Below are 17501 nucleotides of genomic sequence, written 5' to 3' on the forward strand. Positions count from 1 at the left end.
TACGACGGCGGTGCGTTACCGGACTTCGTTGTCGAAATCGTCCGGCGCACGGGCATCGCTGCGGCTGTTCGGGTCCATGCCGACCGATTCCAGCGTGCCATAGGCATGGCCGCCTTCGGCCAGCATCGTGATGGCGTCGCGGATTTGCATCTCGATCGGCTCGAACTCGCTGCCCCTGTCGATGTCGGAGCGATCTTCGAACTGCCCAGCAAGAGCTGCGAGACGAGACTGCTTCTCCTCGATCGTCATCGCGGGATTGTTCAAGATGTCGTCGATCTCGTCCTGCGTGACCGGCTGGGCGATGCCCGGGGTGTCGTCGTCGGCCCCGACTTCGGTGGTCTGTCCGGTCAGGCTGCGGTCGAAGCGTTGCGTGTCGCTCATGATGCGTCTCCCATTCTCTTGGGTCAAACGCCGGACGGGGAGGGTGGTTGCGCCCCACGTGGGCAACAGAGCGAGGACACGAAAAACCCGGCCGAAGCGCGAAGGCTGGCCGGGTCGGGTTCGTCGAAACGAAAATTGAGTCTACTGCTGGCCGGACGTGCCGGACGCCTGACCTGTGTTGCTGTCGGACTGCGACGGTGTGACGGTCGTGCCGCTGCTCGGGGTCGGCGTGGCGGGAGCCGAACTTACGCCGGAATTGGCGGCGCCGCCGATATTCTGATCCGGCAGCGCGCTGCCATAGATGCCAAGTCCCGCAAAGACGATCAGGGCCAGCGCAAGTCCGCCCAGAAGAACGTAAAGGACCGGGCGACCGGACCGACCCTGGCGGGCCTTATTGGTGTTGAGCTCCGCCATCATCTACTCCTGTGATCGGGCCATGTGAGCGGTCAATTCCTGGACGCGCAAAACGATCCATGAACGAACCAGAATTCCAACTTACGAAAGGGTGAGGCGCGTTTGGCGTCTCACCCTTTCAATGGATCGATCCTGGTCCGTCGCCGCACCGGTCAGTCGTGGTCGCGATAGCCTCGAAGGGCCATGAACAGGCCCCAGATCGAAGCAAGCCCGACAGGCACGAGCAGAAGGCCCTTGCGCCGACGCAGCATCCTGAAGATCAACGGCAGGTTGGACACGGCCGCGACGCTGGCGATCGAGGCGACGTCCCGCTGCACCCGGTCACGCGCGCGCTGGCGAGGGGGCCGGCGGGCCACCATCAGTACGACATACATGATGGCGACGCCGATCAGGCACACGACGCCGAAACCGATCGACGTCTGAACGTGGCCGTAGCGGAACGCGAGCCAGGTGAAGAGCGCGTTGAGCAGGAAGGCGATCGCGGCAAGACCCAGAAGGGCCATGACGATGTAGAGGACCAGCGCCGTGCGAAGGCGCGCGATATAGATCGACGCCTCGCCGGTGAAGACTTTGGTGATGAGCTGACCTAGCATCGATCAGTTTTTGAAGAGACGCGCGTAGAGATAGCCGACGGCGGCGGCGATCAGAACGCTCTTGATCGGCTCGGCGCGCACGCGCTCGCTGACCTGCTCCTCGAACTCGCCGGCGGTTTCCTGCGCATGGCGGAAATAGCGCTCGCCCCGGTCGCGCACTTCGTCGCGCAGCGCGAAGGCCTGCGAACGCGCGTCGTCGGCGCGACCACCGGCGATCGTCTTCAGCGTCTCCACCACCTGGGCCACGTCCTCGCGCAACTTGGCGACCTGAGACTCCAGATCACCTTCCGCCTGACGCGTCTCGGAATCGTTGGACTGGGAGAAATCGGAAGGCGTGCTGTCGGACATGGAGAACTCCTTGAATAGGCTGGTCGAGATCGACGGAACGATAGAGGGCCATCGCTCTCCAATGGCCAGTCTTTAGAATGGTGGTCCGAACGGGTTGTTCCCTTGTGCGGTGCAAAAACCTGCGTCGCGGGAAACGGGGCCCGGAAACCGGGCATGCGTATCAAGCCGCCGGCGCGACGCCGATGATTTGGGAGGAAATCGAGTCCGGCCCGAACTCGCCGTCCCCCTCGATGCCGAGAAGATCGGACATGCGGGTACGGGCGCGCGACACGCGGCTCTTGATCGTGCCGACCGCGCATTTGCAGATCTCGGCCGCTTCCTCGTAGGAAAAGCCGGAGGCGCCGATCAGGATCAGCGCTTCGCGCTGGTCGTCCGGCAGCTGGTCCAGCGCCTTGCGGAAGTCCTGCAGGTCGAGATGGCCCTGCTGCTCGGGATGGCCCGCAAGCTGCATGGCATGAATGCCATCCACGTCCTGAACCTCGCGGCCCTTCTTACGCATCTGCGTATAGAACTCGTTGCGAAGGATCGTGAAAAGCCAAGCCTTGAGATTGGTGCCCGGCTGGAACGTGTGCTGCTTGTCCCACGCCTTGACCAGCGTTTCCTGCACGAGATCGTCGGCGCGGTCGAACGAGCCCGCCAACGAAGCGGCGAAGGCGCGCAGGTTAGGAATGATGGCGATCAATTCACGGCGGAAGTCCGGCTCCTGTCCCATGGTAGATCAACCCTGCTTCGGGGTTTTGGACGCGGATTCGGCGGCATCCAAGGCGTCGAGAAGCGACAGGAACCGATCCGGCACGGGTTCACTCGCGACATCGTCGTAATAGGCCTTAAGGCGCTTGCCGATGGCCGAACTCGAGCCGAGATCGGTCGAGCCGCCAGGCGCGGGCATAGTGTCCGGCTGCGACTGCGCACCCTCTCTGTTGTCGCGATCTTCCATTCGTTCCTGTACCCTTGTCATGCTCGTCTGGGCCGCCGCCTTCACGTCGTCATGTCAGGTACATGTGGGAGTGTCCCTCTTTCTCAAGTCCGGTGCGCGGATGGGCGTCAAATATTCTGGAGGCGCACTGGCGCTTCCCGATCCATGCCTTAACTAGACCGAAGCTGCGGGTTGCCGATCGGGTTCCACCGAACCGTCGATTGCGCCTATCTTCGATTACGCGAAGAGGGCAGTCAGATCCGCCGGCCCCAGGGCCGGTTCATAGAGTTACGAGGGGAATTCCATGTCGATGTCCTCGCGCATAGCGCCGCACATTCCTTACCTCCGGCGGTACGCTCGCGCGCTCAGCGGTTCGCAGACGTCCGGCGATGCCTATGTTGCCGCCGTTTTGGAGGCGTTGATCGCGGAACCGAGCCTGTTCGACACGCAGGAAAGCCCCCGCATCTCGCTCTACAAGCTGTTCTCGTCGCTTTGGCAGTCCGTCGAGGTGAACGTGCGCGAGGACGCGCCGGTTTCAGCCTGGGAAGAAAAAGCCTCGCGCAATCTGCGCGGCATCTCTCCGCTGCCGCGTCAGGCCTTCCTCCTGGTGGCAGTCGAAGGCTTCACCACCGAAGAGGCGGCGACGATCCTCGGCGTCGGCGACAGCGACTTCTCCGAGCTGATCGATCAGGCCAGCTCCGATATCGGCCGTCAGGTGTCCACCAACATCATGATCATCGAGGACGAGCCTTTGATCGCGATGGATATCGAGCAGATGGTGGAAAGCCTTGGCCATGGCGTGACGGGCATCGCCCGCACCCACAAGGAAGCCATCACCCTGTTCGAGCAGCAGAAGCCGGGCATGGTGCTGGCCGATATCCAGCTTGCCGACGGTTCGTCCGGCATCGACGCCGTCAACGAGATCCTGTCCAAGGTCTCGGTGCCGGTGATCTTCATCACCGCCTTCCCCGAGCGCCTGCTCACGGGCGAGCGGCCGGAGCCGACATTCCTCGTCACGAAGCCGTTCAATCCCGACATGGTCAAGGCGCTCATCAGCCAGGCTCTGTTCTTCGAGACCGAGCGCGAAGCGGCCTGAGCCTTTAGGGCAAAAGCCAATCGAACCATCATCGAAGCGAACGTTTCGCGATGGTTCGAGTTCATGCTTCGCGGACCGGCGTCCGGTCCGCGAGTGGTGGCGATGGTAAGGGTGAGGTCTTGTGTCATGGTGGCGAGGCCGGAACGTTTGAGCGAGACGCGAGAGCGCTCGCTGTCTGCGGGGTGTGGCCCCGCGATGGGGCGAGGCCGTCGGGACGATCGAGGCAGGCGAGGCGGCGGGAAAGTCGAATCGTGTGCCTCGCAACATCTCTCGACCGTCCATGTTTGGGCCGGCAGTCCATCCTCGGCGGCTTCGCGGGGCGTCCTGCTTCCGCTCCATGAGGATTTCCGCAAGTTTGGTGATGTAGTCTCCGCAGTGGGTCCGGCGCTTGGGTCCACGGGAAAGAGCGACGCAAGATGGTAGCCTACAAGGCGCTGAAAGCACTGGCGAACACGGAAATGGCCCTGTTCGCCCAGGACCTAGATTTGCGCTACCTCTGGCTTTTCAACGCTGAAAGCTCCTGGCTCGCCACGGCGCACAACGGCGACACGGACTACGACTTCATGCCCGGCACAGCGGCGGAGAAGTCCGTTTCGATCAAGCAGGATATTCTGCGGACCCAAACGCCCGCGCGCTTCGAACTGCCGATTTTGAGTGGCGAAGCGATCCGCTGGTTCGACATTCGCGTCGATGTGGACCGCAACGATGCCGGTGAAGTCATCGGCATCATCGGCACTTCGCTTGAGATCACCGAGCAGAAGCGGCGCGAAGAGACGTTGAAGACCCTGCTTCGCGAGGTCTCGCACCGCTCCAAGAATCTTCTCGCGATCATCCAGAGCCTGGCGAGCCAAACCGCGCGCCATTCTTTGACCGTGCCCGAATTTCTCGTGCGCTTTCGCGGCCGCATCCAGTCCCTTTCTTCTTCGCAGGATATCGTGACCGATACGGACTGGCGCGGGGCCGATCTGTTCGGCCTTATCACGCTGCAGGTCGAGCGCTATGCGCCGGACGGGATGGAGCAGATCCATTTCGAAGGCGTCGATGTCTATCTATCGCCGACCGCCGCGCTGCATGTCGGATTGGCCCTGCACGAGCTCGCGGTGAATGCGGCCTCCTATGGCTCGCTCTCGGTTCCGGGCGGCCGCGTCGCCATCCGCTCCCGGCTGGAGTCGCGCAGCGGCTTGCCGCAGCTGGTGCTGGAATGGGCGGAGTCGAAAGGCCCCCGCGTGCGCGTCGACCACGACCCGCGCTTTGGAACGTCGACGTTGGAACGGATCGTGCCCAATAGCGTCGGAGGCGAGGCGGAACTCGATTATCAGCCGGACGGCCTGCAATACCGCCTGCGTATCCCATCCAACCAGTTCGAGGTAATTTAGCAACTTTGGGGATCGGCGATTGCCGAATGCGCCCTCGATGCGGAACCGGGGCGTTGTGAAACGGTTAACTTGGCGAAAGGAATTTCGCCATGGAACAGATCGCTGCCGTCCTCCTTCTCGTCGGCTGCAATGCCGAGCTTTCCACCTGCCGCGAAATTCCCGTTCCCCAACCCGTCCAAGTTAGTATTGCTTCATGCGAAGCGGCCCGGCCGCTCGCGATGAGGCTTGCCGGGGCCGGTGAGGCCAAGCTGTTTTCGACCTGCGTGCCGATGGATTCCGCGAAAGCGCAGCAATCCGTGTCGCTGGCCTGGGCGCTGACGCGGAGCGGGCAACTGACCGTCGAACTCGGCGATTCCCCCAGTCTCGTCGCTACGCGCTGACGAACTGGACTCGCCGGAGGAGGTTCGGGTGCTATAACGGCATCTGGGACGTTTGAATGGAGAAGGCTTTCCTATGAAGTCCATGATTCTCGCCGCCGTTGCGGCTAGCACTTTGGCCCTGAGCGGCTGTCAGTCGGTGGATCGCAACGTCGCGATTCCGGCCGGCATCGGTGCGCTCGGCGGCGCGGCGGTGGGTGCAGGCATCACCGGCAACGCACGCGGCGCGCTGATCGGCGCGGCAGTGGGCGGCGCGGGCGGTGCCTTGATCGGCGCGGCCACCAATCGTCCCGGCCAGTGCGTGTATCGCGACGGTCGCGGTCAGCGCTACTACGCCGACTGCCCGAACGGCTACTGATATCCAGTACCAGTGACTTCAGGAGGCCGTCGCCCATCGCGGCGGCCTCGTCTCGTTCGAGGGGCCGACATGATCCGATCCGAAGTCCGTCCCGGCTGTGGCTCTCGACTCCGACGCCTCGGCTTGTCCGCTGCGGCGTTGACGGCGCTGCTCGCCCTCGGCGGTTGCCAGTCCGATGTTCTCCCGGCTGTGTTCGGGCTTGGGGAAGGGGGCATCGCTGCCTACTCTCCGGGCACCTTGCCGCAAATCGTCGCCCATGACGGCGACAAGCTGCTCGGCCAGTCCGCCAGCGAAACGGGTCGCTGCATCTACGAGAACGCCGTGGGCCGGCGCTTCCGCGCTGATTGCCCGCAGGGCTACAAGCCCTGATCGCCTGAGCCGTTTTCTCTCAGGTTGAATTCTGCGTTGCGCGGGCCAGCGTGACGAAGGCATCACGATAGCCGGACGCCGTCTGGACCGGCAGCGCAAACTCCAGCCTTACGACATCGTCGCCTAGTTGCACCTCGAATCCGATAGGATCGAGCGCGACGATCCGCCATGCCTCTCCCGCGACGCCACGCTGGTGGTGGATCATCGCCTGAAGGCTGTCCGCGTGGTCCGCGTTCATGTGGTCGATCACAGTCCGTTCGCGCGACAGAAGATCGGCCGGCACCGCGCGGCAGAGATCGGTGCGCTCCATGCGATAGGCGCGGGCGAAGCCGCCGTTCAGAAGCGCGCTGCGAATGCGCAAGCGATAGAACCCGAAATCCGCGAAGTCCGCATAGAGCGCAGCCTTCGGCTGGCGCGCGAGATAGCGTGCGCGGGCGGCCGCGTGGTCCATCGCCCCGGGCTCGATCCGTGATACGTCGCCGCGCAGCGTGAGGCGCGGCTGCGCCAGCGGATCGCCCTTGCCGACCGATCCCAGGAGCATGGAGGCGGCGGGGTGGGCGCGAAGGGCCTTCGTATGGTCCGACAGATCGGACAGAAGCATCAGCATGTCGCCGCCGGGCTCGCGCGCCACGCCGACCCGCGTCGCAAGCGGCAACCCGTCCGTCGCATCCAGCGTGGCAAGCGCGCCGGTCCGAGCCTCCGCCGCGAGTGTTCGCGCCATGGCGCGCGCCTCATCGTCGGCGGTGAGATAGGGCTCGGTCGCCCGCGCCTCGCGTTCTGGAGTCCCGGTCATTTTCCCCTCGCTCGGCCCGTATGGCCTCCCCAATCGGGAGAGAATGAACTATCTCAACGGCAAAGGAAGCGGAACGGCGCAGAGCCGCTCACCCCCGACGGAGTTTCCATGTCCGACGCCCTGAAGACCGACATTCTCGACGTCCTGCGCTCGATCCCGGTGCCGGATGGGGGAGAGGACGTGGTGACGCGCGGCATGGTGTCGGAGATCTTCGTCGCCGACCGGAAGGCCTTCTTCTCCTTGAGCGTCGCGGCCAGCGAGGCGGAGCGCTTCGAGGGCTTTCGCCAGGAAGCCGAGCGCCGCGTCACCGAGATCGAAGGGATCGACACGGCGATGATCGCGCTGACGGCCGAACGCAAGGGCGCGGGCATCGCCGCACGCCCGGCGCCCGCGGCCCGACCGCAACCGACAGCGCCGCAGCCCCGCCACCATCCGCGCCCGCGCCCTGGTGGTGCTGCGATGCCCGCGCCTCCCGCTCCGCCGCGCCCGGTGCGGCCCGACATTCCCGGCATTCGCCGCATCATCGCGGTGGCGAGCGGCAAGGGCGGCGTCGGCAAGTCCACCACGGCGGTCAATCTGGCGCTGGCCTTCTCGGCGCTGGGCATGAAGGTCGGTCTGCTCGACGCCGACATCTACGGCCCCTCCGTGCCGCGTCTCCTGCACCTGTCGGGCAAGCCGGAAACGCGCAACGGGCGGACCATGGTGCCATTGGAGGCCTATGGGCTGAAAGCCATGTCGATGGGCTTCCTCGTGGAGGAGGAAACGCCGATGATCTGGCGCGGCCCGATGGTCATGTCGGCGCTGACGCAGATGCTTCGTGAGGTCGATTGGGGCGAACTCGACATGCTGGTTGTCGACATGCCGCCCGGCACGGGCGACGCGCAGCTGACCATGGCGCAGTCCGTGCCGCTGGCCGGCGCGGTCATTGTCTCGACGCCGCAGGATCTCGCGCTCATCGACGCGCGAAAGGGCCTGGCCATGTTCCGCAAGGTCGAGGTGCCCGTGCTCGGGATCGTCGAGAACATGAGCTACTTCGTCGCCCCCGACACGGGCCGCCGCTACGACATCTTCGGCCATGGCGGCGCGAAGGCGGAGGCCGAGCGCCTTGGCGTGCCGTTCCTGGGTGAGGTCCCGCTGGAAATGGCGATTCGCGAAAGCTCGGATGCGGGGTGCCCGGTGGTGGCTGGCGAGCCGGACGGGCCGCATGCGCAGGTCTATCGCGACATCGCCGCGCGCGTCCTGGCCTCGATCGAGGGCGTTTCGGCATCGGTCGCGCAGGCGCCCACGATAGTTTTTGAGTGAATGGTCAAATTGTGACCTTGCACATAAATTGATTTGCGGTCTCCATGCCGTCTTCCGGTGGCAATGCTGCCACCTCGACGTTCATGGGAGAACGCACTGATGAAACTGGCGAAGAAGCTGTTGGCCGCGACAGCGATCGTTCTTGCGCTCGGTTCGGCCGCTTCGGCCAAGACCTTCGTCTTCTGTTCGGAAGGCTCGCCGGAGGGCTTCGACCCCGGCCTCTACACTGCCGGTCAGACCTTCGACGCCTCGGCCCATCCGGTCTACAACCGCTTGGCCGAATTCAAGAAGGGCACGACCGAGACCGAGCCGGGCCTCGCCGAGAGCTGGGAAGTCTCGCCCGACGGCCTGCAGTACACGTTCAAGCTGCGCCCGGGCGTCAAGTTCCATTCGAACGACACGTTCACGCCGACGCGCGACCTGAACGCTGACGACGTCGTGTTCTCGTTCGACCGCCAAGGCAACAAGAGCAATCCTTGGAATCAGTATGTTCCCGGCGCGTCCTGGGAATACTACACGTCCATGTCGATGCCCGACTTCGTGAAGTCAATCGAGAAGGTGGACGATCTGACCGTCCGCTTCACGCTGAACCAGCCCTACGCGCCGTTCATCGCCAACATCGCCATGCCCTTCGCGTCGATCGTCTCGAAGGAATATGCCGACAAGCTGGCAGAGACCGGCAACCAGGCGCAGTTCAACCAGGCGCCGATCGGCACCGGTCCGTTCCGCTTCGTCGCCTACCAGCCGGACGCGGTGATCCGCTACCAGGCTTTCGCCGACTATTGGGGCGGCAAGCAGCCGATCGACGATCTCATCTTCGCCATCACCAAGGACGCTTCGGTTCGCCAGCAGCGGCTCCTGGCGAACGAATGCCAGCTGATGGCCTATCCCAATCCGGCCGACGTGCCGGCGCTCCAGGCTAATTCCGAGCTGACGGTCTCCGAGCAGGAAGGCCTCAACATCGGCTATCTCGCCTACAACACCAAGCAGGCGCCCTTCGACAAGCCGGAAGTCCGCCGCGCGCTGAACATGGCGATCAACAAGGACGCCATCATCGAGGCCGTCTACCAGGGTGCCGGCCAGAAGGCGACGTCGCCGATCCCGCCGACCATGTGGAGCTACGACGACTCGCTGAAGGACGACGCCTACGATCCGGAAGGCGCCAAGAAGGCTCTGGAAGCGGCCGGCGTGAAGGATCTTTCGATGAAGATCTGGGCCATGCCCGTGTCGCGCCCCTACAACCCGAACGCCTCGCGCATGGCCGAACTCATGCAGTCCGACCTCGCCAAGATCGGTGTGAAGGTCGAGATCGTCACCTACGAGTGGGGCGAGTATCTCAAGCGCGCCGCCGACGTGAACCATGACGGCGCCATCCTGCTCGGCTGGACCGGCGACAATGGCGATCCCGACAACTTCCTCGCCACACTGCTTAGCTGCGACTCCGTCGGCACGTCGAGCAACGCTGCGGCCTTCTGCAACGAGGAGTACGAGAAGCTGGTGCAGGCTGCCAAGCGCGCTCCCAAGCAGGAAGACCGCGCCAAGCTCTACGAGCAGGCGCAGGTCGTCTTCAAGCAGCAGGCGCCCTGGGCCACGATCGCCAACTCGGTGGTCTATGTCCCGATGCGCTCCAACGTCACGGGTTTCGTGCAGAGCCCGCTCGGCGACTACACGTTCGACGGCGTCGATCTGAAGGACTAAGCGCGATTCACCGCGCGGGAGGGAAGGGGCGGCAGAAGCCGCCCCTTTTCCTTTTGGTCAAAAGTCTGTTTTATGCCGCCGATTCAAACCGATGCTTTGACGCGCGGCTGCAGAACCGTATAGAGCGCCCCAAATGTTCCGATTTCTTATGGCTCGTTTCGGCATTCTCGTGCCGACCTTCGTGGGCGTCGCTCTCGTCGCCTTTTCCTTCATCCGGCTTCTGCCGGGCGATCCCGTCACGCTCATGGCGGGCGAGCGCGGCATCACGCCCGAGCGCCACGCGCAGCTGACGGCGGCTCTCGGCTACGACCAGCCGCTGCCGATCCAGTTCATGGACTATGTCGTTCGGCTCCTGCACGGAGACTTCGGCACCTCGCTCGTCACCCGGCGTCCCGTGCTCACCGAGTTCCTGACGCTGTTTCCGGCCACCGTCGAACTGTCGCTCGTCGCGATCCTGCTCGCCGTCCTGATCGGCGTTCCCGCCGGCGTCTTCGCCGCGGTGAAGCGCGGCTCGTGGATCGACCAGAGCATCATGGGCACGGCGCTGGTCGGCTATTCCATGCCGATCTTCTGGTGGGGCCTGCTCCTCATCATCTTTTTTTCGGGAACACTCGGCTGGACGCCCGTTTCGGGCCGCATCTCGCTGATGTACTTCTTCCCGCAAGTGACCGGCTTCATGCTGGTGGACAGTCTTCTGTCCGGCCAGAAAGGCGCCTTCGCCTCCGCCTTCAGCCATCTCATCCTGCCGAGCATCGTGCTGGCGACGATCCCGCTGGCCGTCATCGCGCGCCAGACCCGCTCGGCCATGCTGGAAGTCTTGAGCGAGGACTATGTCCGCACCGCGCGCGCCAAGGGCTTGAAGCCGAACCGCGTCATCGGCATCCACGCTCTGCGCAACGCGCTGATCCCGGTCATCACCACGATCGGCCTTCAGATCGGCGTCATGATGGCGGGCGCGATCCTGACCGAGACGATCTTCTCCTGGCCCGGCATCGGCAAATGGATGGTCGATAGCGTGTTCCGGCGCGACTATCCCGTGGTGCAGGGCGGCCTGCTCCTGATCGCGCTGGTCGTGATGGTCGTCAATCTCGCGGTCGATCTCCTCTACGGCCTCATCAACCCCCGCGTCCGCGCGCGATAAGGAGAGGCTCGGATGTCTCATATCGAAGCTCAACAGGCCGAAGCGGGTGTCGGGTCCAACATGCCGGACCATGCGCCGCCTTCGAGCGGTCGCCGGCAGATGCTGCGCGAGTTCTGGTATTATTTCTCGGTCAATCGCGGCGCGGTGGCGGGTCTCGTCGTCTTCGCCTTGATCGTTCTTCTCGCCATTCTGGCCCCGCTGATCGCGCCCTACGACCCGACGGCGCAGAACCGCGCGGCGCTGCTCGTGCCCCCGGTCTGGCAGCAGGGGGGACAGGCGGCCTTCCTGCTCGGCACCGACGCGGTCGGCCGCGACGTGCTCTCGCGCCTTCTCTTCGGCGCGCAATATTCGCTCTTCATCGGCGTGGTCGTGGTGATCCTCGCCGTGTCGACCGGCGTCGTGGTCGGCCTCGTCGCCGGTTATTTCCGGGGCTGGGTCGACACGGTCATCATGCGCGTCATGGACGTGATCCTGGCCTTCCCGTCGCTGCTTCTCGCTCTCGTGCTCGTCGCGATCCTTGGGCCCGGCCTCACCAACGCGATGATCGCCATCGCCCTCGTGCTCCAGCCGCATTTCGTGCGCCTGACGCGCGCCTCGGTCATGGCCGAGAAGGAGCGGGAATATGTCGTGGCGGCGCGGGTGGTCGGCGCCGGCCCGCTGCGGCTCATGTTCAAGACTATCCTGCCCAACTGCCTGGGTCCGCTGATCGTGCAGGCGACGCTGTCCTTCTCCAGCGCCATTCTGGATGCGGCGGCGCTCGGCTTCCTGGGTCTGGGCGCTCAGCCTCCGACGCCGGAATGGGGCACAATGCTGGCCGAGGCGCGCGAGTTCGTCCTGCGCGCCTGGTGGGTGGTAACCTTGCCGGGCCTTGCCATCCTCGTCACGGTTCTCGCCATCAATCTCGTCGGCGACGGTCTGCGCGATGCGCTCGACCCCAAGATGCGCCGGAGCTGAGCCCATGTCGCTTCTCGAAATCCGCAATCTCACCGTCAGCTTCGACACCGCCAGCGGGCCGTTCAAGGCCGTGGACGGGATCGACATCCATGTCGAGAAGGGCGAAGTGCTCGCCATCGTCGGCGAGTCCGGCTCCGGCAAGTCGGTCGGCATGCTGGCGACCATGGGCCTCCTGCCCAAGACGGCGACCGTCACGGCGGACCGCATGCAGTTCGACGGGCGCGACATGCGCACGCTTTCGAGCCGTGAGCGGCGCCAGCTCATCGGCCGCGACATCTCGATGATTTTCCAGGAGCCGATGGCGAGCCTCAACCCGTGCTTCACGGTCGGCTTCCAGTTGACCGAGACGCTGCGCTTTCATCTCGGCCTCGGCCGGTCAGAGCGCCGGAAGCGGGCGGTCGAGCTTCTGGAAGCGGTCGGCATTCCCGATCCGGTCTCGCGTTTGTCGGCCTATCCGCATCAGATGTCGGGCGGCCAGTGCCAGCGCGTGATGATCGCCATGGCCATCGCTTGCAATCCCAAGCTCCTGATCGCGGACGAGCCGACCACGGCGCTGGACGTGACGATTCAGAAGCAGATCCTCGACCTGCTCGTCGGTCTCCAGCGCGAGCACGGCATGGGTCTCATCATGATCACCCACGACATGGGCGTCGTCGCCGAAACGGCGCACCGCGTCGTCGTGCAGTACAAGGGCCGCAAGATGGAAGAGGCCGACGTGCTCTCCTTGTTCGAGGCGCCGAAACACCCCTATACGCGCGCGCTGCTCTCGGCCCTGCCGGAGAACGCCACGGGCGACCGCTTGCCGACCGTGGGCGATGTCATGGCGCTGGAGGGAATGCGATGAGCGCGGTTCTAGAAGCGCGTGGTCTCAAGCGCGACTATCATGTGGCGCGTGGGCTCTTCGCCCCGGCCAAGACCGTTCACGCCGTGAAGGGCGTCAGCTTCTCGGTGGACCGCGGCCAGACGCTGGCGATCGTCGGCGAATCGGGCTGCGGCAAGTCCACCCTGGCGCGGATGCTGACCCTGATCGACGCGCCGACCGCCGGCTCGCTGCAGATCGACGGCCAGCCGATGGATGTCGCCAAGGGCGTGACGGCCGAGATGCGCCGCAAGGTGCAGATCGTCTTCCAGAACCCCTACGGTTCGCTCAATCCGCGCCAGAAGATCGGCGACGTCTTGACCGAGCCGCTGCTCCTCAACACCAAGATGTCGGCGGCCCAGCGCCGCGAGAAGGCCATGGCCATGCTGGTCAAGGTCGGCCTCGGCCCCGAGCACTTCAACCGCTACCCGCATATGTTCTCCGGCGGCCAGCGCCAGCGCATCGCCATCGCGCGCGCGCTGATGCTGAACCCCAGCCTTCTCGTTCTGGACGAGCCGGTCTCGGCTCTCGACCTTTCGGTGCAGGCGCAGATCCTGAACCTCCTGGCCGATCTGCAGGACGAGCTAGGTCTCACCTATGTCTTCATCAGCCACGACCTGTCGGTGGTGCGCTACATCGCCGACAAGGTGATGGTGATGTATTACGGCGAGGTGGTGGAATACGGAACGCGCGACGAGGTCTTCGCCGCGCCGAGCCACGAGTACACGCGCAAGCTCTTCGCCTCGACGCCGCGCGCCGACATCGAAAGCATCCGCGCCCGCATGGCGGCACGCGCCGCCTCCGCCGCCTGACATCGAGGCCGCTGCCCCAACGGGCGGCGGCTTTCTCACACAGGCAGGGCGGTGGTGCTCTTGATCTCCTCCATCACCGCATAGGTGTGGGTTTCCCGGATGCCGGGAAGCTCCAGCAGCGCCTTGGCGAGGAAGGCGCGATAGGCCGCCATGTCCTTCACCCGCGCCTTCAGGAGATAGTCGAAGCCGCCCGCCACCATGTGGCATTCCATGATGTCGGCATTGGCCTTGGCGGCGCGGCCGAACTCGGTGAACACGTCCTCACTCGTGCGGTCCAGCTTTACCTCGACGAACACCACCAATCCGCGATCGAGCTTGTCGGGCGACAGACGGGCGTGATGGCCGAGAATGAACCCGTCCTCGGTCAGCCGCTTGACGCGCGCGGCCACCGCCGTCGCCGAGAGGTGGACGCGCGCCGCCAGATCCACCGTGGAAAGGCGCGCATCGGTTTGGAGCGCGCGGAGGATATTTCGGTCCTTCTCGTCCAGCGCCATGTTTTCCATCGTCTAATGCCCCGATCGCTTCGAATCTCTCAGTATTGAAGGCCATAATCGACGGGAAAGAAAGCCGGCGATTTGATAGGGTCCGCCGCGATCATCCCCGCCGACGGAGCCCCGGTTTTCATGAGCCTCGCGCCCTTTTCCGCCCCCTATTCCCCGAGCGACCGCGATGCCGTCGCCGCCCTCCTGAAGGCCTGTGAAGCCTTTCCGGTGGACGACGCCGCGGTTAAGGCGCGGGCGCGCCGTTACATCGAGAGCATTCGCTCGCGCACCGGCGGCATCGGCGCGGTGGAAGACTTCATGCGCGAGTTCGGCCTGTCCACCCGCGAGGGCCTCGCCCTCATGGTGCTGGCCGAAGCGCTGCTGCGCGTGCCCGACACCGAGACGCAGGATCGGCTGATCGAGGATAAGATCGGCGCGGGCGACTGGGCCAATCGCGAGCCGATCGTCGACCAGAAGATGATGGCGGCCTCCGCCTGGGCGCTCGGCCTCTCGGCCCGCATCATCCGCCCGCACGAGACGCCGTCGGGCATCGTCCAGTCGCTGGTCAAGCGCGTCGGCGCCCCGGCCGTGCGCACTGCGACGCGCCAGGCCATGCGCTTTCTCGGCCGGCAGTTCGTGCTGGGCGAGACGATCGAGGACGCGCTGGAGCGCGCGCGCGGCTTCGAGAAAAAGGGCTATCGCTATTCCTACGACATGCTCGGCGAGGGTGCGCGAACCCAGCGCGACGCCGAGCGCTACTTCAAATCCTACGCCGACGCGATCGAGGCGATCGGGCGGCGCGCCGGCAACAAGGCGCTGCCCGATCGCCCCGGCATCTCGGTCAAGCTCTCGGCGCTGCATCCGCGCTACCACCCGACCCACCGCGAGACCGTGATGCGCGAGCTCGTGCCGCTCGTGGTCGATCTCGCCAATCGCGCCCGGTCCTACGACCTGAACTTCACGATCGACGCTGAGGAGGCCGAGCGGCTGGAACTCTCGGTGGACGTGATCGAGGCCGTGGTCGAGAAGGTCCAGTTCGACGGCTGGATCGGCTTCGGTCTCGCGATCCAAGCCTATGGCAAGCGCGTGCTGCCGCTGATCCGGCATCTCGACGCCGTGGCGGAGAAGGCCGGCATCCGCATGATGGTGCGCCTCGTGAAGGGTGCCTATTGGGATTCGGAGATCAAGCAGTCGCAGGAAAAGGGGCTGGCCGGCTTTCCCGTCCATACGGTTAAGCCCGCCACCGACCTGTCCTATCTCGCCAGCGCCAACGAGCTTCTGCAGCGTCGGGCCCGCCTTTATCCGCAGTTCGCCACGCACAACGCGCTGACCGTCGCCAACATTCTGGAAATGGCAGGGCCGGACCGTTCGGGCTTCGAGTTCCAGCGTCTGCATGGCATGGGCGAGTCGCTCTACGAGGCGCTGCGCGAGGACACGAAGGGCGAGATCTCCTGCCGCATCTATGCGCCCGTCGGCGGCTATAGCGATCTTCTCGCCTATCTCGTGCGCCGCCTTCTGGAGAACGGGGCCAATTCCTCCTTCGTCGCCAAGGTCGGCGACGTGAAGGTGCCGGTGGACGAACTCCTGACCCACCCCGCCGACATGCTGCGGAACGGGCGTGTGAGCCATGGCGGCGTCGTCCTGCCGAACGAACTGTTCGGCGCGCGCCGAAATTCCAAGGGCACCGAGTTCGGTGACCGCTGGGCGCTGGCGGCCCTCGTCAAGGCGCGCGACGGCGCCAGGCTCGCCGGTCTCGCGGCCGATCCCGCCAGCGGGCTGGAGGCGCGCGAGCCCGCCGACATCCGTTCGCCGGTGGACGGCGCCACCATCGGCACGAGCCGTTTCATCACCGCCAAGGGCGCGACCGCCCTGGTGGAGCGTGCGAAGGCTGCCGTGCGCGCGGCCGAGGCCGTGCCCGCCACGACGCGCGCCGCGCAGCTTCGCCGCGCCGCCGATCTTCTGGAAGCGCGGGAAGGGGAGTTCCTGGCTCTTCTCACCCGCGAGGCCGGCAAGACGCTGGACGACGGCATTGCTGAGATCCGCGAGGCCGTGGATTTCTGCCGCTTCTATGCCGCCGAGGCCGAGCGGCTTCTGGCTCAGCCCGTCGCCCTGCCGGGGCCGACCGGTGAGGAGAACCGGCTGATCTACCGCTCGCGCGGCGTCGCCGTCTGTATCTCGCCCTGGAACTTCCCGCTGGCGATCTTCCTCGGGCAGGTTGCGGCGGCGCTGGCCGGCGGCAATGTGGTGATCGCCAAGCCCGCCGAGCAGACGCCGCTCATCGCCAAGCGCGCGGTCGATCTCCTGCACGAGGCGGGCTTCGGCAAGGACATCGTGCATCTCGCGCCGGGCGACGGCGAGGCCGGCGCCGCGCTGGTGGCTCATCCCGCGACGGCGCTCGTCGCCTTCACCGGCTCCACCGAGACGGCCTTCGCCATCAACCGGGCGCTTGCCGCCCGCAACGCGCCGATCGCGCCGCTGATCGCCGAGACCGGCGGCATGAACGCCATGATCGTGGACGCGACCGCTCTGCCCGAGCAGGTGGCGGACGATGTCGTGCGCTCCGCCTTCCGATCCGCCGGCCAGCGCTGCTCCGCGCTGCGGCTGCTCTTCGTGCAAGCCGATGTCGCGGACCGGATGCTGGCGATGATCGAGGGCGCGGCGGCGGAACTGCATGTCGGCGACCCCGCCGATCTCGAAACCGATGTCGGCCCGGTGATCGACGGCGCGCAGAAGGACATGCTGACCGCCCATGTCGCAGAGATGCGAGCGAGGCAGAATATCCGCTTCGAGGGCAAGCTGCCCGCCGGGCTTGCCGCAAGCGGCCATTGGTTCGCGCCGACCATTGTGGAGCTCGACCGGGCGGCGTCGCTGACCCAAGAGGTGTTCGGCCCGATCCTGCATGTCGTGCGCTGGAAGGCGGGCGAGCTGGAGAAGGTCTGCGACGCCGTGGACATGACTGGCTTCGGCCTGACGCTCGGCGTTCATTCGCGCATCGATGAGACGATCCGCTTCGTCAAGGAGCGGCTGACGGTCGGCAATGTCTACGTCAATCGCAACATGATCGGCGCCATCGTCGGCTCGCAGCCCTTCGGCGGCTCGGGCCTGTCGGGCACCGGCCCGAAGGCGGGCGGGCCGAACTATCTCGCGCGCTTCGTGCGCGAGCAGGTCGTCTCCACCAACACCGCGGCGGCCGGCGGCAATGCCAGCCTGATCGCGTCCGGCGGCGATTGAA

At 65.5% G+C, this 17501-nt stretch carries 20 protein-coding genes; 12 read left to right on the plus strand and 8 right to left on the minus strand.

Translation table 11 applies throughout. From position 1 onward, the window contains the following. Window positions 1-15: 15 nt before the first annotated feature. From AUL32_RS04015 to AUL32_RS04040, 6 genes are all read right to left on the minus strand, one after another. On the minus strand, window positions 16-381 hold the full coding sequence (locus AUL32_RS04015) for a hypothetical protein (RefSeq protein WP_062111961.1): 366 nt from the start codon (window positions 379-381) through the stop codon (window positions 16-18). A gap of 141 nt (window positions 382-522) precedes the next feature. Beyond that, window positions 523-795 (minus strand): hypothetical protein, encoded by a 273-nt coding sequence (locus AUL32_RS04020; protein ID WP_156421315.1) that lies wholly within the window; start codon window positions 793-795, stop codon window positions 523-525. Between the two features lie 152 nt (window positions 796-947). After that, on the minus strand, window positions 948-1388 hold the full coding sequence (locus AUL32_RS04025) for a hypothetical protein (RefSeq protein WP_062111965.1): 441 nt from the start codon (window positions 1386-1388) through the stop codon (window positions 948-950). Between the two features lie 3 nt (window positions 1389-1391). After that, window positions 1392-1736 (minus strand): DUF883 family protein, encoded by a 345-nt coding sequence (locus tag AUL32_RS04030; protein ID WP_061975141.1) that lies wholly within the window; start codon window positions 1734-1736, stop codon window positions 1392-1394. Window positions 1737-1896: 160 nt separating this feature from the next. Then, complete coding sequence (locus AUL32_RS04035; protein ID WP_062111967.1) at window positions 1897-2448, minus strand: sigma-70 family RNA polymerase sigma factor; 552 nt, start codon at window positions 2446-2448, stop codon at window positions 1897-1899. Between the two features lie 6 nt (window positions 2449-2454). Then, on the minus strand, window positions 2455-2673 hold the full coding sequence (locus tag AUL32_RS04040) for a NepR family anti-sigma factor (protein ID WP_062111969.1): 219 nt from the start codon (window positions 2671-2673) through the stop codon (window positions 2455-2457). A gap of 283 nt (window positions 2674-2956) precedes the next feature. Here AUL32_RS04040 and AUL32_RS04045 point away from each other — a divergent pair, with 283 nt between their 5' ends. From AUL32_RS04045 to AUL32_RS04065, 5 genes are all read left to right on the plus strand, one after another. After that, on the plus strand, window positions 2957-3748 hold the full coding sequence (locus tag AUL32_RS04045) for a response regulator (RefSeq protein WP_061975147.1): 792 nt from the start codon (window positions 2957-2959) through the stop codon (window positions 3746-3748). A 416-nt stretch (window positions 3749-4164) separates the two neighbouring features. Then, window positions 4165-5124, plus strand: a complete 960-nt coding sequence (locus tag AUL32_RS04050; protein ID WP_062111970.1) for a sensor histidine kinase — start codon at window positions 4165-4167, stop codon at window positions 5122-5124. A gap of 89 nt (window positions 5125-5213) precedes the next feature. Continuing rightward, on the plus strand, window positions 5214-5504 hold the full coding sequence (locus tag AUL32_RS04055) for a hypothetical protein (protein ID WP_062111972.1): 291 nt from the start codon (window positions 5214-5216) through the stop codon (window positions 5502-5504). 73 nt (window positions 5505-5577) lie between these two features. Beyond that, window positions 5578-5859 carry a glycine zipper domain-containing protein gene (locus AUL32_RS04060; protein ID WP_061975154.1) on the plus strand — a complete coding sequence of 94 codons (282 nt, stop codon included), beginning with the start codon at window positions 5578-5580 and terminating at the stop codon, window positions 5857-5859. Window positions 5860-5982: 123 nt separating this feature from the next. After that, window positions 5983-6228 (plus strand): hypothetical protein, encoded by a 246-nt coding sequence (locus tag AUL32_RS04065; RefSeq protein WP_156421316.1) that lies wholly within the window; start codon window positions 5983-5985, stop codon window positions 6226-6228. Between the two features lie 19 nt (window positions 6229-6247). Here the strand turns inward: AUL32_RS04065 and AUL32_RS04070 are convergent, their stop codons facing one another. Next, window positions 6248-7021 (minus strand): HugZ family pyridoxamine 5'-phosphate oxidase, encoded by a 774-nt coding sequence (locus AUL32_RS04070; protein WP_062111976.1) that lies wholly within the window; start codon window positions 7019-7021, stop codon window positions 6248-6250. Between the two features lie 108 nt (window positions 7022-7129). Here AUL32_RS04070 and AUL32_RS04075 point away from each other — a divergent pair, with 108 nt between their 5' ends. From AUL32_RS04075 to AUL32_RS04100, 6 genes are all read left to right on the plus strand, one after another. Then, a complete protein-coding gene (locus AUL32_RS04075; RefSeq protein WP_062111978.1) occupies window positions 7130-8323 on the plus strand; it encodes an Mrp/NBP35 family ATP-binding protein in 1194 nt (397 codons plus the stop codon). A gap of 99 nt (window positions 8324-8422) precedes the next feature. Beyond that, a complete protein-coding gene (locus AUL32_RS04080) occupies window positions 8423-10021 on the plus strand; it encodes an ABC transporter substrate-binding protein (protein ID WP_062111980.1) in 1599 nt (532 codons plus the stop codon). Between the two features lie 133 nt (window positions 10022-10154). Continuing rightward, on the plus strand, window positions 10155-11162 hold the full coding sequence (locus tag AUL32_RS04085) for an ABC transporter permease subunit (RefSeq protein WP_061975165.1): 1008 nt from the start codon (window positions 10155-10157) through the stop codon (window positions 11160-11162). A 60-nt stretch (window positions 11163-11222) separates the two neighbouring features. Then, window positions 11223-12116: an ABC transporter permease subunit gene (locus tag AUL32_RS04090; protein WP_061977729.1), complete on the plus strand. Its 894-nt coding sequence runs from the start codon at window positions 11223-11225 to the stop codon at window positions 12114-12116. 4 nt (window positions 12117-12120) lie between these two features. Next, window positions 12121-12960 carry an ABC transporter ATP-binding protein gene (locus AUL32_RS04095; protein ID WP_082659255.1) on the plus strand — a complete coding sequence of 280 codons (840 nt, stop codon included), beginning with the start codon at window positions 12121-12123 and terminating at the stop codon, window positions 12958-12960. Then, the gene (locus AUL32_RS04100; RefSeq protein ID WP_061975168.1) at window positions 12957-13787 is read left to right on the plus strand and encodes a dipeptide ABC transporter ATP-binding protein; all 831 of its coding nucleotides are present in this window, start codon (window positions 12957-12959) and stop codon (window positions 13785-13787) included. Before AUL32_RS04095 ends, AUL32_RS04100 begins: the two co-directional genes overlap by 4 nt. A gap of 35 nt (window positions 13788-13822) precedes the next feature. Here AUL32_RS04100 and AUL32_RS04105 read toward each other — a convergent pair whose 3' ends face one another. After that, window positions 13823-14290: an Lrp/AsnC ligand binding domain-containing protein gene (locus tag AUL32_RS04105; protein ID WP_062111982.1), complete on the minus strand. Its 468-nt coding sequence runs from the start codon at window positions 14288-14290 to the stop codon at window positions 13823-13825. A 120-nt stretch (window positions 14291-14410) separates the two neighbouring features. Here AUL32_RS04105 and putA point away from each other — a divergent pair, with 120 nt between their 5' ends. Continuing rightward, window positions 14411-17500, plus strand: coding sequence for a bifunctional proline dehydrogenase/L-glutamate gamma-semialdehyde dehydrogenase PutA (putA, locus tag AUL32_RS04110; RefSeq protein ID WP_062112112.1), 3090 nt, complete (start codon window positions 14411-14413; stop codon window positions 17498-17500). The last annotated feature ends 1 nt before the right edge of the window (window position 17501 follow it).

This window comes from Aureimonas sp. AU40 (assembly GCF_001463785.1).
Classification (GTDB): Bacteria; Pseudomonadota; Alphaproteobacteria; order Rhizobiales; family Rhizobiaceae; genus Aureimonas.